At 72.0% G+C, this 22689-nt stretch carries 19 protein-coding genes; 8 read left to right on the forward strand and 11 right to left on the reverse strand.

Going from position 1 to position 22689, the window contains the following annotated elements:
- Positions 1-24: 24 nt before the first annotated feature.
- The 4 genes from ACTWQF_RS19585 to ACTWQF_RS19600 are packed head-to-tail and all read left to right on the forward strand — an operon-like array spanning position 25 to position 6582.
- Entirely contained in the window at positions 25-1239 is a 1215-nt protein-coding gene (locus ACTWQF_RS19585; protein WP_443280857.1) for an ATP-grasp domain-containing protein, read from the forward strand.
- Positions 1236-3167: an IucA/IucC family protein gene (locus ACTWQF_RS19590; RefSeq protein ID WP_443280858.1), complete on the forward strand. Its 1932-nt coding sequence runs from the start codon at positions 1236-1238 to the stop codon at positions 3165-3167. Before ACTWQF_RS19585 ends, ACTWQF_RS19590 begins: the two co-directional genes overlap by 4 nt.
- Positions 3164-5293 (forward strand): IucA/IucC family protein, encoded by a 2130-nt coding sequence (locus ACTWQF_RS19595; protein WP_443280859.1) that lies wholly within the window; start codon positions 3164-3166, stop codon positions 5291-5293. Before ACTWQF_RS19590 ends, ACTWQF_RS19595 begins: the two co-directional genes overlap by 4 nt.
- Entirely contained in the window at positions 5290-6582 is a 1293-nt protein-coding gene (locus ACTWQF_RS19600) for a type III PLP-dependent enzyme (RefSeq protein ID WP_443280861.1), read from the forward strand. The genes ACTWQF_RS19595 and ACTWQF_RS19600 overlap by 4 nt, the downstream gene beginning before the upstream one ends.
- Positions 6583-6621: 39 nt before the next feature.
- Here ACTWQF_RS19600 and ACTWQF_RS19605 read toward each other — a convergent pair whose 3' ends face one another.
- Both ACTWQF_RS19605 and ACTWQF_RS19610 read right to left on the reverse strand, forming a co-directional pair.
- A complete protein-coding gene (locus tag ACTWQF_RS19605) occupies positions 6622-7179 on the reverse strand; it encodes a TIGR03086 family metal-binding protein (RefSeq protein ID WP_443280862.1) in 558 nt (185 codons plus the stop codon).
- A gap of 139 nt (positions 7180-7318) precedes the next feature.
- Positions 7319-8074, reverse strand: a complete 756-nt coding sequence (locus ACTWQF_RS19610) for a YqjF family protein (protein ID WP_443280971.1) — start codon at positions 8072-8074, stop codon at positions 7319-7321.
- Between the two features lie 373 nt (positions 8075-8447).
- Here ACTWQF_RS19610 and ACTWQF_RS19615 point away from each other — a divergent pair, with 373 nt between their 5' ends.
- Positions 8448-8684, forward strand: coding sequence for a DUF5132 domain-containing protein (locus tag ACTWQF_RS19615; RefSeq protein WP_443280863.1), 237 nt, complete (start codon positions 8448-8450; stop codon positions 8682-8684).
- Positions 8685-8914: 230 nt separating this feature from the next.
- Here ACTWQF_RS19615 and ACTWQF_RS19620 read toward each other — a convergent pair whose 3' ends face one another.
- Entirely contained in the window at positions 8915-9124 is a 210-nt protein-coding gene (locus tag ACTWQF_RS19620; protein WP_443280864.1) for a hypothetical protein, read from the reverse strand.
- Positions 9125-9355: 231 nt separating this feature from the next.
- On the opposite strand from ACTWQF_RS19620, the gene ACTWQF_RS19625 reads away from it, so the two are divergent.
- Complete coding sequence (locus ACTWQF_RS19625; protein WP_443280865.1) at positions 9356-9652, forward strand: DUF5132 domain-containing protein; 297 nt, start codon at positions 9356-9358, stop codon at positions 9650-9652.
- A gap of 337 nt (positions 9653-9989) precedes the next feature.
- On the opposite strand, the gene ACTWQF_RS19630 is transcribed toward ACTWQF_RS19625, so the two are convergent.
- On the reverse strand, positions 9990-10205 hold the full coding sequence (locus ACTWQF_RS19630) for an EF-hand domain-containing protein (RefSeq protein ID WP_443280866.1): 216 nt from the start codon (positions 10203-10205) through the stop codon (positions 9990-9992).
- Between the two features lie 206 nt (positions 10206-10411).
- On the opposite strand from ACTWQF_RS19630, the gene ACTWQF_RS19635 reads away from it, so the two are divergent.
- Positions 10412-10858: a nitroreductase family deazaflavin-dependent oxidoreductase gene (locus ACTWQF_RS19635; protein WP_443280867.1), complete on the forward strand. Its 447-nt coding sequence runs from the start codon at positions 10412-10414 to the stop codon at positions 10856-10858.
- Entirely contained in the window at positions 10858-11502 is a 645-nt protein-coding gene (locus tag ACTWQF_RS19640; RefSeq protein ID WP_443280868.1) for an HD domain-containing protein, read from the forward strand. Before ACTWQF_RS19635 ends, ACTWQF_RS19640 begins: the two co-directional genes overlap by 1 nt.
- A gap of 12 nt (positions 11503-11514) precedes the next feature.
- On the opposite strand, the gene ACTWQF_RS19645 is transcribed toward ACTWQF_RS19640, so the two are convergent.
- The 7 genes from ACTWQF_RS19645 to ACTWQF_RS19675 all read right to left on the reverse strand — a co-directional run bounded on the left by ACTWQF_RS19645 (position 11515) and on the right by ACTWQF_RS19675 (position 22387).
- On the reverse strand, positions 11515-12654 hold the full coding sequence (locus ACTWQF_RS19645; protein ID WP_443280869.1) for a pyridoxal-phosphate-dependent aminotransferase family protein: 1140 nt from the start codon (positions 12652-12654) through the stop codon (positions 11515-11517).
- Positions 12655-12772: 118 nt separating this feature from the next.
- The gene (locus ACTWQF_RS19650) at positions 12773-14857 is read right to left on the reverse strand and encodes a SpoIIE family protein phosphatase (RefSeq protein ID WP_443280870.1); all 2085 of its coding nucleotides are present in this window, start codon (positions 14855-14857) and stop codon (positions 12773-12775) included.
- A complete protein-coding gene (locus ACTWQF_RS19655) occupies positions 14854-16083 on the reverse strand; it encodes an N-acetylglucosamine kinase (protein ID WP_443280871.1) in 1230 nt (409 codons plus the stop codon). The genes ACTWQF_RS19650 and ACTWQF_RS19655 overlap by 4 nt, the downstream gene beginning before the upstream one ends.
- The gene (locus tag ACTWQF_RS19660; RefSeq protein WP_443280872.1) at positions 16074-17339 is read right to left on the reverse strand and encodes a 6-phospho-beta-glucosidase; all 1266 of its coding nucleotides are present in this window, start codon (positions 17337-17339) and stop codon (positions 16074-16076) included. The genes ACTWQF_RS19655 and ACTWQF_RS19660 overlap by 10 nt, the downstream gene beginning before the upstream one ends.
- Positions 17340-17482: 143 nt before the next feature.
- Positions 17483-18667, reverse strand: coding sequence for an ROK family protein (locus ACTWQF_RS19665; RefSeq protein ID WP_443280874.1), 1185 nt, complete (start codon positions 18665-18667; stop codon positions 17483-17485).
- Between the two features lie 241 nt (positions 18668-18908).
- Positions 18909-21101, reverse strand: coding sequence for an ArnT family glycosyltransferase (locus tag ACTWQF_RS19670; RefSeq protein WP_443280875.1), 2193 nt, complete (start codon positions 21099-21101; stop codon positions 18909-18911).
- A gap of 101 nt (positions 21102-21202) precedes the next feature.
- Positions 21203-22387, reverse strand: a complete 1185-nt coding sequence (locus ACTWQF_RS19675; protein WP_443280876.1) for a PP2C family protein-serine/threonine phosphatase — start codon at positions 22385-22387, stop codon at positions 21203-21205.
- Between the last annotated feature and the right edge of the window lie 302 nt (positions 22388-22689).

Below are 22689 nucleotides of genomic sequence, written 5' to 3' on the forward strand. Positions count from 1 at the left end.
GCAGAATCGGATCGGCTCACTGCCATGCGGCTCTATCTGCTCGCCCTGAACCCCACCGCCTCGGTCACCGACGGCTTCCTGCCCGCTGCCCGACGGCTCGGCCTCCAGGTCACCCTGCTCACCGACCAGCCCGAAGCGCACACGAGCTCCGGGACCGGCACTGGTGGCGACGGGGTCGAGGTCCTGGAATGCGATGTCCGCGACTTCCACGCGCTCATCACCCGTATCTCCGCCCACCACGTACCGGACGCGGTCTTCACCAACAGCGACCACCTCCAGACCCAGGCCGCCCTCACCGCGGACTACTTCGGCCTGCCCGGCAAGGACTGGCGTGCCGCACTGCGCACCAAGGACAAGGCGCAGCTGCGCCGTCACCTCGCAGCCACCGGCATCGACACCGTCCGAGCGGTCGAACTCCCCACCGGCCGGGACCCGGAAGAGCTCCGCGCGCTTCCCGTCCCGTACCCGTGCGTACTCAAGCCGCGGGAGGGCGTGGCCAGCGAGGACGTCGTACTGGCCGAGGGGCCGGACGAACTGGTGCGGTACGCACAGGACATCAGGGCCCGGCGTGCGGGCGTTCCGCTGGTGGTGGAGGAGTACCTCACCGGCGAGCTCCACACCCTGGAGACCCTCGGCGACGGCCGCGTCCGGCACCTCCTGGGCGGCTTCCAAAGCGAACTCTCCCCGCCACCCGTCTTCATCGAGACGGCGCACCGCTATGTCGCCGCCCACCCCGAGCACATCACCTGGCAGGTGCTGGCACAGCTCGACGCGCTCGGCGTCGGCTTCGGCGCCTGCCACACGGAGTTCATCGTCTCCGACGGCCGGGCCCGCATCATCGAGGTCAACTACCGTGCCATCGGTGACCAGTGCGACCTGCTGCTGGCCCAGCTGCTGGACATCCCCCTCTTCGAACACATCCTGCGCACCCACCTCGGGGAGCCGCTCCCCGCCGACCTGGCCGTCCGTACCGGAGCCCACGCCCGGGTCGCCTTCCCCCTGGCCGACCGCGCCGGAACGCTCACCTCCGCACCCGGTGCCTGTGATCGGGAGACGGGCGCGATACAACTCGCCTACCGGCCCACGCGCGCCGTGGGCGAGCGGCACGAGCTGTACGGCACCAACCGCGACTTCCTCGGCGTCGTGCGTGCCTTCGGCCCCGACGGTACGGATCAGCAGTCCGTCGACCGGGCCGTGGAGGACTTCCTCGTGGAGCAGCACTGGGAGATCACCCCATGAGCACGACGGACATCCCCACGACATCAACGACGAACTGCGAGGAGGAGCTGGCGCTGCGCGTCCTCGACGCCCTGCTGCGCGAGGACGTGGCGGGCCTGCGTACCCGTAGCCGCGCCGAGCAGCGCGAGGACGGCACATGGCTGCGTCTGGACGGCGGACGCTTCGACGACGCGGAAGCCGGCACGCTGTTCCTGCCCGTCGCCGAGGACGGCTTCCAGTGCGTATGGCGGGCCCGGCTGCCGCTGCTGCTGCACCAGCCGTACGACGTACACCAGCCGTACGACGTGCGTCAGCCGTACGACGTGCGTCAGCCGTACGACGTGCGTCAGCCGTACGACGTGCGTCAGCCGTACGGCTTGCCCCAGCCGTACGGCGGAACCGCCGCCCGGGAACTCACCGCACCCGACGAGATCGTCGGTGCCCTCCGCACGCGGGCCGACCCGCAGGACCGCGCCGGATTCGACGACTTCGCCGAGGAATGCCGGCAGACCCTGTCCACCATGCGGCTGCACGCGGACACCCGCGCGGAGACGGTGGACCGCCTCGTCGCCCGCTACGGCGCCGACCCGGCCGACTGGACGGGACTGGCCGGGGGCCTCGGGCTCGACACCCTCGCCGCCCGCCACGACCATCCCGTCTACCCCACCGCACGCGGCCGCTCCGGGCTCGGTGAGGAGCAACTCCGTGCCTACGCCCCCGAGTTCCACCCCCGCTTCGCGCTGCGCTGGCTCGTTCTGCCCCGGGAGACCCTCACCCTGCCGGCAGGCGAGCAGGCGCTGCCCCAGTGCTGGCCGACCCCGGCCGCGCTGGGCCTGCCCGGTCCGGACGGCGACCACCTCGCCCTCCCCGTGCACCCGCTCAGCATCGGCACGCCGCTGCGTGACGCGCTGCGTGCGGCGGGTCTGGAGGACCGGGCACGCCTGGCCGAAGCCCGGCATCTGGAGGCCGTACCGACGCTGTCGATGCGTACGGTCGCCCTCGTCGACGAGCCCGCCCTGCACCTCAAACTGCCGCTCGCCACGGCCACCCTGGGCCTGCGCAACCGGCGCACCATCAAGCCCGGCACCCTCGCCGACGGCGCCGCAGGCCAACGCCTGCTGGAGACGGTCATCGCCCGCGAGCCCCGCTTCCGGGACACGGTGCTGCTGGCCGACGAACGGACGTACGCGCACGCGGGCCACGAACTGCTCGCCGTGCTGTGCCGCCGCTACCCGTCCGGTCTGGACGGCTCCGTCGTCGTGCCGATGGCCGCGCTGCTCGGCGAAGCGCCAGGCGGCGGGCTCGTCATCGACCGGCTCGCCGACCGCTTCCACGGCGGTGACCCGGCAGCCCTGCTCGACGCGGCGCTCCGCCTGCTCCTCGACTGGCAGACCACACTGTTCGGCTACGGCATCGCCCTGGAGTCCCACCAGCAGAACGTCTCCCTTGTCCTCGACCGGGACGAGGCCGGCGGCACCCGGCTCCGGCTGCTGCTGAAGGACAACGATGGTCCGCGCATCAACGCCGCCCGCATGCGCGCCACCCTGGGCACCGACGCGCCAGGCGCCGCCGGCTTCGCGGACCCGCGGATCTTCGCCGAGGACGACGGGCCGGTCACCGATCTGTTCACCACCATCACCCTCCATCTGTGCGCCGGCGCCTACGCCTTCGGCCTCGCCCGACACGGCCGCGCCCCGCTGGGGCGGCTGTTGGGCCCGGTACGGGACCGGCTCGCCGAGTGCGTCGAAGCGCTCGGTACACGTCCGGGAGAAGTGGGCGCGGTGCTGCGGGAGCGCGTGCTGGAGGCGCCCAGGCTCCCCGTCAAGGCGATGATCACGGCGGGTACCCTCCTCACCAAGGAGCGCTCCGGCGCCGCAGACATCAACAAGCACTACACCTCGGGCCCCAACTACCTGCGCCGCGCGGCCTCGACGGAAGGCGCGCGATGAGCGCTCCCGCAACACCCCGCATCCGCCAGGCCCGGACCGGCACGCCACCCGCGCGACCCGCCGTCGGCCGCCGCCACGCGCACGCCGTCGCCGGCTGCCACTTCGTGGCATCCTTCGCCGCCTTCGCCGCTGCACGCCTCGTCCTCGGCGCCGGCCTCACCCTCGGACTGGTCTGTCTGCCGTACTCACCGCCGCCTTCGCGGCAGTCGGCCTCATTCCCCCGTACTCGCACACTCCGCACCCGCAGGAGCCCGTTGATGCAGCCGCCGACCACGTCACTCGGCACCGACACCGACACCGAGACCGATCTCGACTCCGAGTCCGACTTCGGCCCCGAGTCCGACTTCGGCCCCGAGCCCGGCCTCGCCACCGACCCAGGCACCGCCGCCCCGTCAGCCACCCCCACCCGGCTGCCCACGCCGGACGAGGCCGTCACCCATACGCTCCTCAACTGCCTGTTGCGCGAGGTCTCAGGGCCCGAGCACCAGACCGCGGTCGACGACGGCCGGCTGCTGCTGAGACTGCCCCGCCGTGGCGTGCTGCTCCGCGTCGCGCTGCGCCGCACCTCACTGCTGGGCGCCCACCGCTTCACCGGGCCCGTCACCGAGCAGGCCGACGACGGCAGTTGGGCGGCGGTGGACTGGCGCCGCCTGGCCGAGTACGCCCACGACGAGCTGTTCCTCCGCACCGGCGTACGCAACGAGGAGTTCGCGGAGCAGATCGCCTCCAGCCACGAGGGCGTCGCGGCAGCGCTCGCCGGTCGTACCCGAGGAACCGCGGTGCAGGCCGCCCCGGACGATGCACCGGCCCGCTATATCGCCTCCGAACAGTCCCTCCTCCTCGGACACCGCTTCCACCCCACGCCCAAGGCCCGCACCGGCGCCCGCGCTTCATGGGCCTCCTACGCGCCGGAGGCGGGCGCCACCTTCCCGCTGCGCCACTTCGCCGTACGCGACCACCTGCTGGCCGAGGAGACCGCCGGCCGCGGTGCGGCGGCGCCGCTGGACCGGCCGGCCGCATCCGTACCCGACGGCTACAAGCTGCTGCCCGCACACCCCTGGCAGTACGAGCTGCTGCGCGACCACCCCGGGCTGCGCACGGCCATGGAACGTGGCGACATCCTCGACCTGGGCGAGGGCGGGCGGCCGTTCGCCGCCACCGCTTCCGTGCGCACGCTGTACGACGGCGAGACGTTCCTGAAGTTCAGCCTGAACGTCCGCATCACCAACTGCCTGCGCAAGAACAGCCGTTACGAACTGTCCGGCGCCGTCGCCCTCACCCGCCACCTGGAGCCCGTCCTGCGCGAGCTGGCAGACCGCTTCCCCGGCGCCGCCGTGCTGCGCGAGCCCGCCTACCGCAGCCTCGCTCTCCCCGGGCCCGACGGAACGCCCGACCGCGGTCTGCTCGAAGGCTTCGGCGTGATCGTCCGCGACGGACTGGCCCAGCACCTGCTTCCGGGCACCACACCCCTGCTCGCCGCCGCCGTCGCCGACGAGTACCCGACCGGCCCCGACCATGTCTCACGGCTGCTGGACGGCGCGGGCCCGCAGATCGTACGGGAGTGGTGGGCGGCCTATCTTCGGCTGCTCGTCCCGCCCGTGCTCGCCGCCTACTTCGACCACGGACTCGTCCTCGAACCCCACCTGCAGAACGTCCTGATCTGCGTCGACCCCGACGGCATGCCGGCGCAGGTGCTCTTCCGCGACCTGGAGGGCACCAAGCTCCTCCCCGAGCACCACGCGCAGACACTGGCGGCGCTGCCCGCGGAGGTGGTCCGGTCGCTGACGTACGACGCCCAGCGCGGCTGGGACCGGGTCGTCTACTGCATGTTGGTCAACCACATCGCCGAACTGCTCGCCGCACTCGCCGACCTGCACCCCGAGCAGGAGGCGGCGCTGTGGGCGCTGGTCCGCGAGACGCTGCGCCACCACGCCGAGCGGTACGGCCGCCCCCCACGGCTCAATGCGCTGCTCGCGGGAGTGCCGCTGCCCGCCAAGGCCAACCTCCTCACCCGCTGGGAGCGCAAGGCCGACCGCAAGGCCGGCTACGTCCGCCTGCCCTCACCGCTCGCCGTGGACGTACTCGCCGACGCCGCCGACCGCACCACCCCCTGGAGCCCACGATGACTCCACAAAGCCCCCAGCCCGCCCTCCCGCCCTCTGTACGCCGACACATCACCGGCTTGACCGGTGACGAACTCCCCGCCTACCTCTACGACCTGGCAGCGCTGCGCCGGCACGCCGCCGCCGTACGCGCCGCGCTGCCCGAGCGTGTCGAGCTGTACTACGCGGCCAAGGCCAACTCCGAGACCGAGATCCTCGCCGCCCTCGCCCCCTTCGTCGACGGCTTCGAGGTCTCCTCGGGCGGCGAACTCACCCACGTCCACCAGACCGTTCCCAACGCTCCGCTCGCCTTCGGCGGCCCCGGCAAGACCCCGGCCGAGCTGAAGACCGCGCTGAAGACCGCCCGGGTCGAGCGCATCCATGTGGAGAGCGAACACGAACTCCACATGCTCGGCCAACTGGCCGCCGGCGCCGGTGCGGAGCGGGAAGTACCGGTGCTGCTGCGCGCCAACCTGCCCGTACCTGGGCGGGAGCTGGAGGGCAGCGCCCTCGCCATGGGCGGGCGGCCCACGCCGTTCGGACTCGACCCCGCGCAACTGGAGCGCTGCCTTCGGCTGCTGGCCGAGTGCCACTACCCGCGGCTGCGGCTGCGCGGCATCCACGCCCATCTCGCCAGCGGACTGGACGCCGCGGCGCAGGTGGCCGTCGCCGAGCAGATCGTGGACAGTGCAGTCGAGCTGGCCCGCCGCCACCGCACCGTACTTCCCGAGGTGAACGTCGGCGGCGGCATGGCCGTCGACTACGCCGACCCTGACGCGCGCTTCGACTGGGTGGCCTACGGTGCCGGGCTGGCCCGCATTCTCGACGCCCACCCCGGTCTGACGCTGCGTGTGGAGCCGGGCCGGGCGATGACCGCGTACAGCGGCTGGTACGCCACCGAGGTGCTGGACGTGAAGCTCAGCCACGGCGAGTGGTTCGCCGTGGTGCGCGGCGGCACCCACCATCTGCGGACCCCTGCGGCCAAGCAGCACGACCAGCCCCTGTCCGTGCTGCCGGTCGAGGACTGGCCGCACCCCTGGCCACGCGCCGTGGCGGAGGGCGAGCCCGTCACCTTCGCCGGGCAGCTGTGCACGCCCAAGGACGTCCTCGCCCGGCAGGTGCCGGTGGACCGGCTGCGGCCCGGTGACCGGGTGGCGTTCGCGCTGGCTGGCGCTTACGCCTGGAACATCTCGCACCACGATTTCCTGATGCACCCCCGGCCCGCCTTCCACTTCCTCGACAGCAACGAGGCCGCTCGATCCCCGACCCGGCCCCGAAGCGCCGACCGTGATGACCTCGTCCAGCGCCGGTGACAGCATCCTCCGCGGCTGAGATGAAGCCTGTTCCCCTGGTCACGGGGCCCGGCCGGTGAGAGCCACGATCCGGTCGAGCAGCGCAGCGTCGGCAGCCATCTCGACGGGCGGGCCCCACAGTTCCTTGATGGGCGCGTTCGGAAGGAACTCCGACACATGGGCGAAACAGTCGCTCAGCGTCTCCTCCGGCACATGGAGGGTCTGACCGGTCGCATGGGCGAGGTCCCAGCCGTGGACGACCAACTCGGTGAGCGCGATCCGGCCCCACACCGCATTGGGCAGTTCCAGCCCCGCCGCGAAGGAGTTGTCCTGCCAGGCCGTCGGCTCCGTCCATGCGACGCCGAGTGCCCGCACGTGCTCGACGACCGGATCCCGCCAGGCTCCGCCGGGGCTCACGGTCACGGGTGCGTCGCCTGATGCGTCGTCGTCGGCCACCTTGCGAGCGACCGCGGTGAACCCTTGCGCCACTACGTCGATATGGGCGACGAGGTCACGGACGGTGTACTCGCTACAGGGTGTGGCAGACGCCAGTTCAGCGTCTTCGAAACCTTCCAGTAGGCCGGTCATTCCCGTACAGGCGGGTCGCAGGTCGATCATGGTTCTCCTCGGGCTTCACGTAAGGAAGGAACTTCCCGAGGTACGACCACCGCCGCGGCCCGAACTCATCGCCGCGGCTCCGAGCTTCGGCTGACCTTCGGTTGCCCTTACGGTTCGGCAGCGGACCTCGACGCCCGGCTCACGGCGTCGGGATGCCGGCCGGCCGGGAAGGGCGGCCGAAGCGCACCGGCACGCCCGGCGAGTACAGCACGCTGGCCGGCTGCCTGACCGGCGTGGGCAGCCCGGCCGCCGCGAGGAGATCCTCCTCGCAGGTGATCAACTCCGCGCGGTGCAGCCGCCAGCGAGGGTGGACGTTGGGCAGATACGCCGCCGTCCCGAAGAAGGTGTGGTGCAGCCCCCACCGAGCGGTCAGAAAATGCTCCAGCTCGGTGGGCTCCTCGATCAGGTCGCCCGGGCGTACGGTGATCCGGCTGTGCGCGCCCCGCGGTCCCGGCCAGCGCCGCGTACTGGTGTAGGTGATCGTGTCGCCCTCGGCGCGGACCGCCATACGGGACCAGACGTAGGGCAGCCCGAAACCGGCCCTTCCTATCAGCACCGGCACCAGCCGGGCGGCCTCCAGCGACCGGAAGACCACGCCGCGTCGCCCCTGCGTATCCACCGAGTACAGACGCACGTTCGTCTCGGGGAACGTGCCCAGATAGGGAACGCCCGGCAGACGGAGCCAGCCGACGCGGTGCATCCGGAAGGCGACCAGACCCACGTACGTGGTCCCGTCGAGTGTGTCGGGCACGGTCCCGGCGGGCAGCAGCTCCGCCACAGAAGCCGGGTTCACGGCCCAGTGGACGAAAGCGAGGTCGAGCCACCGCTGGGTGAGCAGTGGCCGCAGGATCGCCGCGGGAGCGTCCGGCGTGACGGGCTGCGGCGTCGACGGCATGAACGGCACGACGCCAGCATGGCAGAGGCCGCAAGTGTCCTCGGTGCCTGCCTCACCGACGGCGAAGGACCTCAGCTGCTCCGTCCACTCGTGGTCCCCCCGTGACTCTTCCCAACTGCCGCGGATCGACCGAGGGGGCGCGGGAGGAGCGAGCGGGGAGCACGCTGAACGGTTGTGATTCTCCGGGGACTTGGATGCCGCGCCGGGTTGCATGTCCGTGGGCAGTTGACTGGAAAGGGGTAAGTTTGAAGCGCTGAATACTCGTACGGGTGAATCCGGGAGGCTGGGCCTGATCCGTGGCCTACGCTCTTGCTTGCGTATCTCACTTCCCCCGGAGAGGAAACGAATCACAATGCCCGTACTCCCTGCCTTCATGGCGGGTATTCTTGTATCCGCGCTCGCGAAGAAGGTGGCCAAGCCCGCTGTTCGTGGCTTGGTGAAAACGTCGCTGAAGCTGGCCGCGGATACCAGGCGGGCCGCTCACGAACTCAACGACGAACTGCGTGATATCGCTGCCGAGGCGGGTTCCGAGGTTTTCCTGGAGGACATTGCCGAGCCCGAGCGGAAGACGGTGCCGAAGAGCCGCTCGGCCGCGTCCAAGGCGCGCTGATCCGCGAGGCGCCGATGGCCCGGTCCAGTCGACGGTGCGCCCGTCGGCCGGCAGCGGGGGAGGCGCTTCTGCCGGCCTCGACCACGAGTGAGTGCATGACAGGCGCCGCTGCCGGACCGCCCGGCAGCGGCGCCTTGGCGGCTGTGGTGACTCGACGGCCCGGTCAGCAACCGCCGGGCCCGGTCACCAACTGCGGTGTCACCAACTGCCGGTCGCATACGGATGGTCGTTCATGTGAGCTTGCTCTTGAGCATGTCGAGGTAGTAGGGGAGCCGGTCCACCGCCTTCTTCGCCACAGGAAACACTTGAACGGTGTCGCGCACGGTGTCGGTCACCGTCAGCGTGTACCGACTGCCCTCGCATCGCACCTGGGCGGAGTAGAGCACATCGTCGGTCTCGGTCTCTGTGTTCTTGGGCTTCTGGTTCGCAGGCCCGTTCATGTCGGGGTCCTTCCATATCGGAATCCTCGCAGCGCGCGTTCCTCAGAAAAGTAACAGCCTCAATTTCCTCAGCGGTCTCGTCTTTCACTTTGGAGCGGAAAAGCTCAATTTCGACTGCTGAATACTCGAAAGAGTGAATGAGGTTGACCGGCCTGGCTGGATGCTCATTGCGCCCCCTACCCTCAACAAGGTAGAGGGCCCGCAAAAACGCTCTGAGAGGAACGCGTCGTCATGCCTCCCGTATTTCCTGTCTTCTTGGTCGGAGTGATCTCTGCTCCGATCGTCAAAAAGGTGCTCAAGCCGGTCGTCCGAGGTGCGGTAAAGACCTCGGTAAAACTGGCAGCCGACGCCAGGCGCGCAGCTCACGAGGTGAACGAGGAGCTGTACGACATCGCTGCCGAGGCCAGTGCGGAAGTTCTCGGCCCGAAAGAACAGCAGGCCCCGAAGGAAGAGCCTGCCGGGGGGCAGGCCCAGCTGAGCAACAAAAAGCCCCGCCCAGGCGCTGCGAAGGCGAAGACGAACGCCTGAGGGATGTATCGCAACCGCACTCGATTGGGACCGCATATGCGCCGGTAGTGCTGGCCAGACCTCCATCGTGCCACCCCACTGCGGCCCTCAACCCCGTTTAATGGGCGGCCCCTTGACGTGACGCGCCGCCCCCCACCCTGCGCCCCGAAGGGGCGCGGGGAACTGCGCGCCCAGCCATGGGGGTACCTCCCTGCTCGAAGAGCTTGGGGGAACACCCGCAGCCTGCGCGCTTCGGGAAGGGGCACCCCCTCACCGGAGCTGCCGAGACAAAGGCGGCCGCCCGGAGAGGCGGCCGCCCGATGCACGCGAGGACGAGGCGTCGGTGGGACGCCTGCCGTCAGAGGTCCTTGGCCTTCTCGAAGAACTCCTCGAAGGACAGGACGCCGTCGCCGTTCCCGTCCCGCGTCTTCACGATGGCCTCCGCGAGGCCCACGGTGTAGTGCCGGTCGCCCAGCTCCACCATGGCCTGCTGGAACTCGGCCGGGGTGACGTAGCCGTCGCCGTTCCGGTCGAATTTGTCAAAGGTCTTGCGTGCGTCCTCTATACCGGCCACGAGAGCCTCTACCTCCGGGTGAATGTACCGATCACGTGCCCACCGGCACGTTCCCTGCCACGCTATCCCCGCCCCTTGCGCGCGCCTCAGCCGCCCCTGGTCCGCCCTCGCGTACGTGTACGCCCCCGCCGCCCGTGGTAAGCCGAGAAGGCCACGGCCGAGATCAGGGAAGACCTGAGACGATCCGAGGAAGGGACGTACGCAGCATGCCGATCGAGGGTGAGTACGAGCCGAGCCCCGAGCAGTGGGTGCGGGACCAGGTGGAGCTGTACGAGCGCTCCGGTGGCACCGAAGGCACGACGATGCGAGGCATGCCCGTCGTCATCCTCACCACCAGGGGCGCCAGGACCGGCAAGGTCCGCAAGACGCCGCTGATGCGGGTGGAGCACAACGGGAAGTACGCGGTGGCGGCGTCACTGGGCGGGGCGCCCTCCCACCCGGTCTGGTACCACAACGTCCTCGCCGACCCCCGCGTCGAGCTCCAGGACGGGCCGGTGCGGCAGGACATGACGGCCCGCGAGGTCACCGGCGAGGAGAAGGCCGCGTGGTGGAAGCGCGCGGTGGAGGCGTATCCCGACTACGCCGACTACCAGCGCAAGACCGACCGCGAAATCCCGGTCTTCGTCCTGGAGCCCACCCCGGGCGGACACTGATGAGGGAACGGCACGGCCCGGCAGGCGTGAGCGTGCCGGACTCCCGGCTGGTCGCGGAGGCCACCGAACTGGTGCGCGACACCACCAGTGACCTGATCTACGACCATGCGCGCCGGGTGTTCTTCTTCGGCAGCCTGCTGGGGCGCGCCCGCCGGACCGGCTTCGACCCCGAACTGCTCTACGTCGCGGCCCTCTTCCACGACGTGGGCCTGGGGGAGCCCTTCCGTGACAGCGGGCGACGCTTCGAGGTGGACAGCGCGGAGGAGGCCCGCCGCTTCCTGAAGGACCGCGACGTCCCCGAGGACAGTGTCCGGCGTGTATGGACGGCGATCGCCTTGCACACCACCCCGGGCATCCCGGAGTTCATGGAGCCAGAGGTGGCGCTGGTGGCGGCCGGGGTGGAGTACGACGTGCTCGGTTTCGCGTACGACGAGATCGATGCCGCGGACCGGGACGCCGTCGTCGCCGCGCATCCGCGCCCCGCGTTCAAGCAGCGCATCCTGCGGGCGTTCGCGGACGGAGTGGAGTCGAAGCCGGAGACCACGTTCGGCAATGTGAAGGCCGACGTTCTCGCCCACTACGACCCGCACTTCCGGCGCGGCGACTTCGTCCGCACCGTCCTGGAGTCGCCCTGGCCGGAGTGAAACCCCGGCGGGTCAGGCTGCCACGGTGCCGTCCCAGGCAGCGCCTGCCGCATCGAGGGCCTGGTTCCCGGCGCCGTGCGCACCGGCCACGCCCAGCGTTTCCAGGCCGGTGGCCAGCGCCCGCAGCGAGTCCAGCACCACCGCGCGGTCGGCTGCCTGCCCGTAGTGGTTGACGCGCAGCATCTCCGCGGCGAGCGGGCCCGCCGCGGCCTGCAGCGGCACCCCGGCCTCGGCCTTGAGCGCGGCGGCCACCACTTCGCGCGCGTCCACACCCTCCGCCGGTACGCGCAGCGTCGTGGCCGCCGGGGCCGCGTCCTGGTCCCGCACCACGTACGGGGCGAGTCCCGGCAGCTCCCGGGCGCCCGCACGCAGCGCGGCCGAAGCTGCCCGGTGCCGGGCGATCGACGCGTCCAGGCCCTCCGCCATGACCCGGTCGATCGCCTGCTCCAGCGCCAGCATCTCCAACTGCGCCGGGGCGTGCGGCAGCGCGGTCCGGCCGCCGTCCAGCCACCGCTCCTTCCAGTCGAGCAGCGACAGGTACGAGCGGCGCGGCGCCTGCTCGTTCGCGGCGATCCGCTCCCAGGCCCGTTCACTGACCGACACGGCCGACACCCCGGCGGGGCCGGCGAGCGCCTTCTGGCCGCCGATGACGCACAGGTCCACGCCCCAGGCGTCGGTCAGCAGCGGCTCGGCGCCCACTGACGCGACGGCGTCCAGCATCAGCAGCGCCCCGTGCTCCCGCACCACCGCGCCGATCTCGGCGACGGGGTTGGTGTTGCCGGTCGCTGCCTCGGCATGGACGAGGCTCACCAGACCGATCTCCGGGTGCTCCCGCAGCGCCCGGGCCACCTCGTCGACGCCGACCGCGCCGGTGAACGGAGCCGTCACGGTGACGACCTCGGCGCCGCAGTCGCGCAGCCAGCCGCCGAACGTCTCCCCGTAGGGCCCGGTGACGACGTTCAGTGCCGTGCTGCCGCGCGGTGCCGCCGAACGGATGCACGCCTCCAGCGGCAGCAGCGCCTCGCCCTGCATCGCCACGACATCGCAGCGCGTCCGCAGCAACGAGGCGATCTTGTCCTCGACGGCGGCGAAGTGCTCCGCACTCAGTGGCGGCAGATCCAGCAGGGACGGGTGCTCGGTGTTCGCAGTCACGGTCGCCTTCCAGCCACGGCGGGCCGCATCTTGCCACGGCCCCGTTACCGCCCGACCTTACGTCCGGGCTCCGTTGGCCCTGCTTCCGCCCCCGGTGTGCCCCGCGTCCGGAGCCCCGTCACTCGGTCGGGCTCATGAGCAGCAGCGCCACGTCGTCGTGGTTCTCGGGGCTGCGCAGCGCGCCGAGGAGGCGGTCGCAGGTCTCCTCCAGGGAATCGGCGGAGCCGGCGACGGGGCGGAGCAGATTCAGCAACACATCCAGCCGGTCCTCGATGTCGTCGCGCCGGGTCTCGACCAGCCCGTCGGTGTAGAGCACGAGCAGATCGCCCGGGTTCAGGTCGACGGGGACGGTGCCGTGCTCGCCGCCGCCGAGGCCCAGCGGCGTGCCGGTGGGCACCTCGATCAGCCGGGGCTCCCCCCGCGCGGGGACGAGGACGGGCGGCAGATGCCCGGCGGACGCGATCCGGCACTGGTTGCGGCGCGGGTCGTAGACCGCGTACAGACAGGTGGCGAAGAACGGGTCGAGACCGGTGGTGATCTGGTCGAGGTGGCGGAGCACCTCGGTGGGTGGCAGCGCCAGCCGGGCGAGGGTCTGCGTCGCGGTGCGCAACCGTCCCATGGTGGCGGCCGCGTTGACGCCGCTGCCCATCACATCGCCGACGACCAGCGCGGTGCGCTCCTCCTCCAGTTCGAGGACGTCGAACCAGTCGCCGCCGATCTCGCTGTGCGCTCCGGCCGGCTGATAGCGGGAGGCGATACGCAGCCGCGCCGAGGTGGTGGCAGGCGTCGGCAGCATGCTGCGTTGCAGGGTGAGCGCGATGTTGTGCTGCTGCCTGTAGAGCCGGGCGTTGTCGATGCAGACGGCGGCGCGGCCGGCGAGTTCGCAGGCGAGGATGGTGTCGTCGTGATCGAAGGGCTTGGGGTTGCGGGCGCGCTTGAGATCCAGCGCGCCCAGCACCTCGCCGCGGGCGATCAGGGGGACGGCCAGGTAGGAGTGGACGCCCGCGCGGGCGAGGAGGGCGGCGGCCTGCTCGTCGCGGCCGATCCTGCGCAGATCCTCGTCCTGGACGGTGGGCACGGTGACCGGCTGTCCGGTGGCGACACAGCGGGTGACGAGCCGCTCGGCATCGTAGCGGGCCACCTGTCCCGGCGGGTCGGCCGCGTCGGCGGCGATGCTGGGATAGGCGGATACCAGCGCCAGAGCGCGGAAGGAGGCCGTCTCCTCCTCGGGGATGCGGACGGGCTGGTCCCGTACGGCGGCATCCAGCACGTCGACGGCGGCGATGTCGGCCAGCTCCGGCACGGCGATCTCGGCGAGCTCGCGGGCCGTCTGCTCCAGATCGAGCGTGGTGCCGATGCGTACGGACGCCTCGGCCAGATGGGAGAGGCGCTGCCGGGCCTGCTCGGCGTGGAGGGCGGCCTGGTGGCGTTCGGTGACGTCGGTGACGGCGACGGACAGCCCCAGCGGCCGTCCGCCGGAGTCGTCGAGCCGGTAGGTGGACACGGACCAGGCGTGGCACTTGCCTCCTGGCATCTCACCGCCCAGCACCTCGTGGTCGATGACCGGCTCACCCGTCTCGAGCACCCGATGCAGCACCGACTCGGCCTCGGCGACATGGCCCGGGGGCAGGATGTCCCGCGCGGTTCTGCCCAGGTGCTCCTCCTCGCCCACCCCGTCGAGCCGGGAGAGGGCCGGGTTGACGGAGACGTAGCGCAGGTCGGTGTCCATGACCGCGATGCCCATGGGGGACTGCTGGATCAGCAGCGTCGAGAAGGCCAGGTCGCGCTCGATCTCGCGGAGCGCGGCCCGGTCCGTGATCAACCCCAGCGCGTACATGGCGTTCTGGTCGTCGTGGAGTCGCATGTTGCGGAACTCGAAGGACCGGATCCGGCCGTCCTTGCACTTGACCGGGAACACCCCGGCCCAGCTCTTCCCCTCCCGCATCACCTCGTCGAACAGGCGGAGCACCAGCTCGACGTTCTCGTCCGGCACCAGCAGCGGGGCCGCGTACCGGCCCAGCGCCTCCGCCGCCGAGTAGCCGAACAGCCGCTCAGCCTGGGGGCTCCACAGCACGATCCGGCCGCTTGCGTCCAGCACCACGGCGCCGACTGCCAGCACATCCAGGAGCCCGCCGGGCGGAGAGAGGCTGACGCCCGGTACCCCGTCGGCGTCACCCTCGGGGGGCTCCTCACGGTTCCTCACGGACGGCTACCTTCCTGACCGGGGCCGTACTCCTCCATCCTCCCTCCTGGCCCGCCGGAGTGCCCCTCGACCGTGCGCGGAGAAACCTCCAGCCCCCGTCCGGCCGACCCCGCCGGGTGCCGGACCTCGAAATGGTGACGCGCCCGCTCGTGTGCCGCCACCGGGGTGCCGAGCGCGTCGAGCCCCAGCAGCGCTGCGCCCAGCACCGGGCGGGCGCGTACGACGCGCGGGACGGCACGCGGGGTGCGCTGCTGAAGGAGCCTGGTGATGCGGTCGTCGAGGAGGGAGTGCCCCGCGGCGAGGATGCCGCCGCCCAGCAGCACCGGAACCTCCTCCTCCAGCAGCTCCAGCCTGCGCAGCGCCACCACCGCCATGGTGACGACCTCCTCGGCCATCCGGGCCACCAGGGCATCCGCGACGGCATCGCCCCGGGCGGCCACGGCGAACAGCACCGGGGCCAGCTCCAGCCGCCGCGCGTGCGGGATGCGGCCCAGATGCATGGCCTCGATCAGCGCGTACATCGAGTCCAGCCCGAAGTGTGCGGGCAGCGCCGTACGCAGCACAGTGGGCTCTCCGCGGCCGTCCTCGGCGCGGGCCGCGTGCCACAGCGCCTCCTCACCCAGTCCCCCGCCGCCGCCCCAGTCACCGGAGAGCCGGCCGATGGCGGGGAAGCGCGCGGTGCGCCCGTCGGGCCGGATGCCGACGCAGTTGATCCCGGCGCCGCATACGACGGCGACCCCGCGCGGCGCGGCGTCGCCGTCGTGCGCGGTGAGCCCGGCGCGCAGCACGGCGAAGGTGTCGTTGTGCACGGTGACCCGCTCGCCCCAGCCGCGCTCGGTGAGTGCCGCGGCCAGCTGCTCCTCCTCCACCGGCAGGTCGGCGTTGGCGAGACAGGCCATCACCTGGCGTACGGGGGCCGGGGCGCGCCGGGCGGAGCCGTCACCGTCCGGCGTGGTTGCCGCAGCCGCGGCGTGGGCCCGGCCGACGGTCTCGGCCAGGACGTCCACGGCAGCGCGGACCCCCACCACGGGCGGGCGGAAGCCGCCGCCCCGCGCGGTGCCCAGCACGCTGCCGTCCGCACCGAGCAGCGCCACGTCGGTCTTGCTGTTGCCCGCGTCGATGGCGAGGACGGCAGGGGCGGGGTCGGCCGGACCGTGCCGGCCGGCCGGAGGTGTGTCCGTACGGGCGGCGGGGGCTGCGCTGGAACGGGGTCGGCTCAGGCCCACGCGAGGTGCTCCTTGTTGTGCGCGAGGAGCTGGTCGGTCAGCTGTTCGGCGTGGTCGAGCTGGCCGACGAGGGGGTGGGCGAGCAGCGCCTTGAAGACGCGGTCGCGGCCGCCGTGCAGCGCGGCGCGCAGGGCCAGCTCCTCGTACGCGGACACATGGGCGATCAGCCCGGTGAACTGCGGGTCGAGCGCGGGCACCGGCAGCGGGTGGGCGCCGTCCCGGTCGATCCGGGCCTGGGTCTCGATCACCGCGTCGTCGGGCAGAAAGGGCAGCGTTCCCCGGTTGAGGGTGTTGACCGCCTGGTGGGTGCTGCCGCCCTCGCGCAGCAGTGAGGCGGCCAGATCGGCGGCGGCCTCCGAGTAGTAGGCGCCGCCGCGCCGGGCCAGCAGCTCGGGCTTCGTATCGAGGGCCGGGTCGGCGTACATCTCCAGCAACTGCCGCTCCAGCGCCGCCACTTCCGCGGCCCGGGTGGGCTTGCCGCGCTGGGCGCGGACCACTTCGTCGTGGGCGTAGTAGTAGCGCAGGTAGTAGGACGGGACGACGCCGAGGCGGTCCACCAGGGTGCGGGGCAGGTGCACGTCGTCGGCGACGGCCTCGCCGTGTTCGGCCAGCAGCTTCGGCAGTACGTCGGTGCCCTCGGGGCCGCCGAGGCGGACGCCCAGCTCCCAGGTGAGGTGGTTGAGCCCGACGTGGTCCAGGTGCACCTCGGCGGGGGCGACGTCCAGCAGCCTCGCGAATTTCCGCTGAAAGCCGATCGCCACATTGCACAGACCGACAGCCTTGTGCCCGGCGGACAGCAGCGCGCGGGTGACGATGCCGACGGGGTTGGTGAAGTCGATGATCCAGGCGTCCGGGTTGCCGCGCCGGACCCGCTCGGCGATGTCCAGCACGACCGGTACGGTGCGCAGCGCCTTGGCCAGCCCGCCGGCGCCGGTGGTCTCCTGGCCGACGCAGCCGCACTCCAGCGGCCAGGTCTCGTCCCGCTCGCGGGCCGCCTGTCCGCCGACCCGCAGCTGGAGGAGTACGGCGTCCGCGCCCTCGACGCCCGCGTCCAGGTCGGCGGTGGTGGTGACGGTGCCGGGGTGGCCCTGCTTGGCGAAGATGCGCCGGGCCAGTCCGCCGACGAGCTCCAGCCGCTCGGCTGCCGGGTCGATCAGGGCCAGCTCGTCGAGCGGCAGCACATCGCGCAGCCGCGCGAAGCCGTCGATGAGTTCGGGGGTGTAGGTCGAGCCTCCGCCGACCACTGCGAGCTTCATCTGGTCTCCTCCGAGAGAACCCCGCCCTTCAGGGCGGAGAGGAATCGGACCCCTGCGGAGCAGCGCAGGGATAGCCGTTCCGCCGCCAGGGCGGCGGCATGGCGGTCTCCATGGCGGGAGGGGGAGGGGCTGGCGGATGCTGCTCAGGCGGTGTCGAACACCTCGTCGCGCGCCAGCGCCAGCGCGGACAGCAGGGCACCGCTCAGGATCGGGTCGTCCTCCAGCTCGCTCAACCTCAGCAGCGGCCGGGGCAGCGCGAGCCCGGTCAACTCCCGCTCCACCAGCGCTCGCAGCTCCTCGCCGCCGGTCCGTGGCACGGCACCGGACAGCACGACGAGCTGCGGGTCGACGACCGCGACCACGGCGGCGATCCCGTTCGCCAGCCGGCGCGCCGTCTCCTCGCGTACGACCGGGTCCGCCAGCGCGTCGGCCAGTGGCTTGCCGTTCGCGAGACGGCATACGGCCGGCACCGAGACCAGGCTCTGGAAGCCACCGCCGGCGTTCGACGCGGCGTACTCGCCGGGCCCGCCGCGGGCGAGCGGCGCGCCGGGCAGCGGCATGTAGCCGATCTCCCCGGCCCCGCCGGTGGCCCCGCGCAGCAGGGTGCCGCCCACGACGATGGCGGCGCCCGTGCCGTTGTCCACCCAGACGAGGGTGAAGTCGTCGTGGTCCTGGGCCGCGCCCGCGTGCTGTTCCGCCATGGCCGCGAGGTTCACATCGTTCTCGATCGTCACCGGGGTGCCCAGCACCTCGGCCAGCTCGGCGCGCAGCGTACGGGAGTGCCAGCCGGGCAGGTGCGGGGCGTAGCGCAGCTCGCCCGAGTGCGGATCGAGCGCGCCGGGCGTACCGATGACTGTGATGTGCGGTTCCGTCGGCACCGGCCGGGCCTCCCGCAGGGCCCCGTCGACGGCCTCCTTGACCAACTGCGCGGTGCGGTGCTGTACGTCCTCGGCCACGGAGTCCGCCTCCACGCGGGCGCGGCCGACGACGGTGCCGGTGATGTCGGCGACCACCGCCGAGATGCCGTGCGGATCGGCCGACAGCGCGGCCACGTGGGCGGCCGTCGGCTCGATCTCGTACAGCAGTGCGTTGGGGCCGGGCCTGCCACGCTCCTTGCTGCGGGTGCGTACCAGGCCCATCTCCGCGAGCCTGCCAAGGAGTTGGGAGGCGGTGGGCTTGGACAGTCCGGTCAGCTCGCTGATCCGGGTGCGGGTGAGCGGGCCGTGGGCGACCAGCAGATCGAGCGCGGCGCGGTCGTTCATCGCGCGCAGCACGCGAGGGGTGCCGGGGGTCCCTGCTATGCCGCTCGGGCCGGAGTGTGTGGCCATGGTGGTGCCCTGTCTGTCCGGGGTTGTCAGGGGCGTCCGGGCCGTCCGGGCGTCGGGTGCGCGGGCGGCAATCGTTAGGAAAGCTTCCTTTCGATCCCGGGAACCTAGAACTCCACCCATGGATCCGTCAATGGTCCGGGCAAGGACAGTCGTCCGGGCGAGGGCTGCCGAGCGTCGGCGAGGCGGGCGCCCGGTTCGGACGCGCCGCCCCGCCGACGGTCGGGCCGCAGCCCTCTGCTGCCTACTTCGGCTGCGTCAGGTCGTAGAACGTGGTGTTGCCCGCTTTCACCTTGGTGTAGTTCTGCGTCACCCAGGAACTGATCTCGGACGAGGTGCCCTCGCCTCCGCCGGGGCCACCTTGCGAACCGGCGAGGAAGTAGTGGATCTTGCCCTGCGCCACGTACTTCTTGAACTGGGCGAGGCTCGGGTAGGGGTCGGTGCCGTTGAAGCCGCCGATCGCCATCACCGGTAGCCCGGTGGAGAGTTGGTAGCTTGCCGCGTTCTGCGAGCCGATGGCCGCCGCGGCCCAGGTGTACGAGGCGGCGTTCTTGCGCAGCAGCGATTCCGCCTTCGCCGAGACCTTGCTGCCGTTGAGCAGCCCGCCCATTCCTCCGCCGGAGCCTCCGGCGCCGCCCGCGCCGTCCCGCGTGCCCTGGCCCTGCGCGCCGCCACCGGTGGCAGGCGGCGTTCCCTGCCGGCCGCCGGTGCCTTGCTGGCTGCCCTTCCCGGCGCCGGGGAAGCCCTGCGCCCCGCCCTGGCCCGGTCCGCCGTTCTGGCCCTGCGCCCCGCCCCGGCCCGGCCCGCCGCCCTGCTGGGCCCCTGGTCCCTGGCCCGGACCCGGCATCCCCTTGCCGCCGCCCGGCATCCCGGGCGGGCCGCCGCCCCGGCTCACAGCGGGACCCGCGGTGACGATCGAGCCGGTGTGCGGCGTACCGACGGTGCTCAGCGTGTACGCCACCGGCCCGGCGACCGCGGCGAGCAAGCCCAGCGTGGCGACCGCCGCGGCCGGCCTGCGCGGCAGCACAGTGGCCGCCAGCAGCCCGCAGGCCGCCGACAGACCGGCCACCAGCACGGTCCAGCGCAGCCACGGCAGCCAGTCGGCCGCCCGGCCCAGCAGTACGAACGCCCACACGGCCGTGCCCGCGACCGCTGCCGCCAGGACGGCGTTCCACAGGAAGCGGCTCCGCTCCCGCCACAGGGCCGTGGCCCCCATGGCCACCACGGCCGCGAGACAGGGCGCGAGCGCGACGGTGTAGTACTCGTGGAAGATCCCCGACATGAAGCTGAAGGTCACAGCGGTGATCAGCAGCGAGCCGCCCCACAGCAGGAACGCGGCCCGGAGCGCGTCCGTACGCGCTGCCCGGCGGGTCAGTACCAGGCCCGCTACGAGAAGCAGCAGCGCGGCCGGGAGCAGCCAGGCGATCTGCCCGCCGATGGCGTCGCCGAACAGCCGCCCCAGGCCCGTTTGACCCCAGGCGCCCCCGCCGCCACCGGGGCCCCGGCCGCCTCCGCCGCCGACGCTGCCGGTCTCGTCACCGGTGAGCCGGCCGAAGCCGTTGTAGCCGAAGGTCAGGTCCAGGAAGCTGTTCTCCTGCGAGCCGCCGATGTACGGCCGCGAGGAGGCGGGCCACAGTTCCACGAGGGCCACCCACCAGCCCGCCGTGACCAGCGTCGCCAGCCCGCCGCACAGCAGTTGCCCGATCCGGCGGCGCAGCCGGGTTGGCCCGCACACCAGATACACCAGCGCCGCCACCGGCAGGATCAGCCACGCCTGCAGCGCCTTGGCCAGAAAGCCGAAACCGAAGCAGGCGCCCGCCAGCACCAGCCACCTGGTGCGGGCGTCCTCCATGGCCCGCCCCATGCACCACAGCGCCGCCACCATGAGCAGGCACAGCAGGGCGTCCGGGTTGTTGAACCGGAACATCAGCGCCGCCACCGGGGTGAGCGCCAGCAGCGCCCCGGCGAGCAGCCCGGCGGCCGGTCCGGAGCGGCGGCGTACGGCGGAGTACAGCACGCCCACGGAGGCGACGCCCAGCAGCGCCTGCGGTACCAGGATCTGCCAGGAGCCGAGGCCGAAGAGCCGGACGGACAGAGCCATCGGCCACAGCGCGGCCGGTGGTTTGTCGACGGTGATGGCATTGCCCGCGTCCAGCGAGCCGAAGAGGAACGCCTTCCAGCTCACCCCGCCGGCCTGCGCAGCGGCGGAGTAGAAGGAGTTGGCGTAACCCGAGGCGCCGAGCCCGTACAGGTACAGCACCGCGGTGGCCGCCAGCAGCGTCCAGAACGCGGGGCCCTCCCAGCGCGGCCGTCCGGCCCGTCGGAGCCGTGACCTGGCCCGGAGCCGGTCGCCGAGGGGGTCGCGGCGTCCAGCGGCGGGATCTGCGCCCGCGCGGGGCGCGTCCGCCGCGCTGCCGGAAGAGGTGAGGGTGCTCATGCTGAAGTCCGCTCTCGTTCAGATCCGTTGTGGACCGAACATCGCGGACCGTCCTGTCATCCACCTGTGCTGAACCTGTGCGGCGGCTGTCAGCTCCCGCCTCATCCGGTGCCGTTGCGTCCTTCGCGTCCGTACCAGTCGACGCATACGACGAGGGCGTCGTCCTCGAGCGGGCCCTCGCCCCGGTGGCCGGCGAGATCGCGGAAGACCGCCCGTGCCACCTGGGCCGGGGGCAGCAGCCGGTTGGCGGTGAGGGAGCGGGCCAGGGCGTGGTCGCCGAAGGGCTCACCGGCGCGGGAGAGCGGCTCGTAGACACCGTCGGTCGCCAGCAGCAGCCGGTCGCCGGGCTGTACGCGGAAGTGCTCCGTCACGTAGGGGGTGTCCTCGAACATGCCCAGTGGCAGCTGTGCGTCGAAGACGAGACTGTCGACCTTGGCGTCCCGGCACAGCCAGGCGCGGGGCGAGCCCGCCTCGACGATCTCCACCTCCCCGGTGGCGAGTTCGAACCGGAACAGCACCATCGAGACATACGCCGAGCCCCGGTAGTGGGCGTATACGGCCTGGTCGGTGAGGGCCGCCTGGTCGGCGAGGCCGAGTCCGGCGCGGCGTGCGTTGCGCAGCGCGCTGACGGCCAGGGTGGTCAGCAGCGCGGCCTCGACCCCCTCGCCCATGCCGTTGGTGACGGTGACGGTCAGGTGCTCGGCGGAGACCGACCAGTCGACGTTGTCACCGGAGGCGGAGTAGGCGGGCTCCAAGTGGGCGCCCAGGGCGAACTCTTCGCGCCGGAAGGAGTGGCCGGGCAGCAGTTGCCACTGCATCTCGGCTGCGACGGTCAGCCGGGTGGCCCGGCGCGCCCGCTGATAGAGGTCCGTGTCCCGCTCGGCGACCGTGATCTCGTGGCCGAGAGCGATGCACAGGTCTCCCAGCTCCGGCAGCAGGCTGACGGCGTGGGTGTCGCGGGGCAGGGTCACGGACAGCACTCCCAGCCGGTCGCCCCGTACGCTCACCGGCAGATGCACCGCCACGGTGTTCGTCGCCCGGTCGGTCAGTACGACGGGTTCGGGGGCCCGCAGAGCCCGGCCCTGCGGGCTGTTGTGGATGGGGAGCGGCTCTGCGGTGAGTGGCTCCGGTTCCACCACGTGCAGGGTGCGCATACCGTAGTCGGCCAGGCGCAACTCGGCGTCGACGGCGCCGTAGTGCTCTCGCAGTGCCTCTTTGACCACGTCCACCAGTGTGTGCGGGGCGGCGGTGCGCAGGGCCCGCTCGACCACGGCGAATCTGTTCACGTCTCCTGCTTCTCCGTCTGCCATGTGTGCAGCGGCCGGGCAGGGGGCACTGCTTCCCCCGCGGGCCGGATCCGTACATTATCGTCGCACGGAAACGTTTGCCGAATGACAACTGAGGCTCGAAGGGCCTGGCCGGCGGGGTGCCGATGCGGGCCTGTCGCGCGGAGTACGCGGAGGGATAGGCTCTCCCCGGCCCTTGACTGCGGCGAGGGAGCCTCGCAGAGCCGGGCGGCAAGAGTGCCGAACTTGTGGAGTGAAACGTGACGTCGACCCCCGCCATCGACCGGTTGCGCCGGTGCGGA

Origin of the sequence: Streptomyces sp. 8N114 (assembly GCF_052245835.1) — a bacterium.
Lineage (GTDB): Bacteria > Actinomycetota > Actinomycetes > Streptomycetales > Streptomycetaceae > Streptomyces.

Coding starts and splice junctions, on each gene's coding strand:
- ACTWQF_RS19615 (WP_443280863.1), top strand. CDS start 8,448: ATGGCGGGTATTCTTGTATCCGCGCTCGCGAAGAAGGTGGCCAAGCCC.
- ACTWQF_RS19620 (WP_443280864.1), bottom strand. CDS start 9,124: ATGAACGGGCCTGCGAACCAGAAGCCCAAGAACACAGAGACCGAGACC.
- ACTWQF_RS19670 (WP_443280875.1), bottom strand. CDS start 21,101: ATGAGCACCCTCACCTCTTCCGGCAGCGCGGCGGACGCGCCCCGCGCG.
- ACTWQF_RS19605 (WP_443280862.1), bottom strand. CDS start 7,179: ATGATCGACCTGCGACCCGCCTGTACGGGAATGACCGGCCTACTGGAA.
- ACTWQF_RS19665 (WP_443280874.1), bottom strand. CDS start 18,667: ATGGCCACACACTCCGGCCCGAGCGGCATAGCAGGGACCCCCGGCACC.
- ACTWQF_RS19610 (WP_443280971.1), bottom strand. CDS start 8,074: ATGCCGTCGACGCCGCAGCCCGTCACGCCGGACGCTCCCGCGGCGATC.
- ACTWQF_RS19585 (WP_443280857.1), top strand. CDS start 25: ATGCGGCTCTATCTGCTCGCCCTGAACCCCACCGCCTCGGTCACCGAC.
- ACTWQF_RS19595 (WP_443280859.1), top strand. CDS start 3,164: ATGAGCGCTCCCGCAACACCCCGCATCCGCCAGGCCCGGACCGGCACG.
- ACTWQF_RS19635 (WP_443280867.1), top strand. CDS start 10,412: ATGCCGATCGAGGGTGAGTACGAGCCGAGCCCCGAGCAGTGGGTGCGG.
- ACTWQF_RS19600 (WP_443280861.1), top strand. CDS start 5,290: ATGACTCCACAAAGCCCCCAGCCCGCCCTCCCGCCCTCTGTACGCCGA.
- ACTWQF_RS19660 (WP_443280872.1), bottom strand. CDS start 17,339: ATGAAGCTCGCAGTGGTCGGCGGAGGCTCGACCTACACCCCCGAACTC.
- ACTWQF_RS19640 (WP_443280868.1), top strand. CDS start 10,858: ATGAGGGAACGGCACGGCCCGGCAGGCGTGAGCGTGCCGGACTCCCGG.
- ACTWQF_RS19625 (WP_443280865.1), top strand. CDS start 9,356: ATGCCTCCCGTATTTCCTGTCTTCTTGGTCGGAGTGATCTCTGCTCCG.
- ACTWQF_RS19590 (WP_443280858.1), top strand. CDS start 1,236: ATGAGCACGACGGACATCCCCACGACATCAACGACGAACTGCGAGGAG.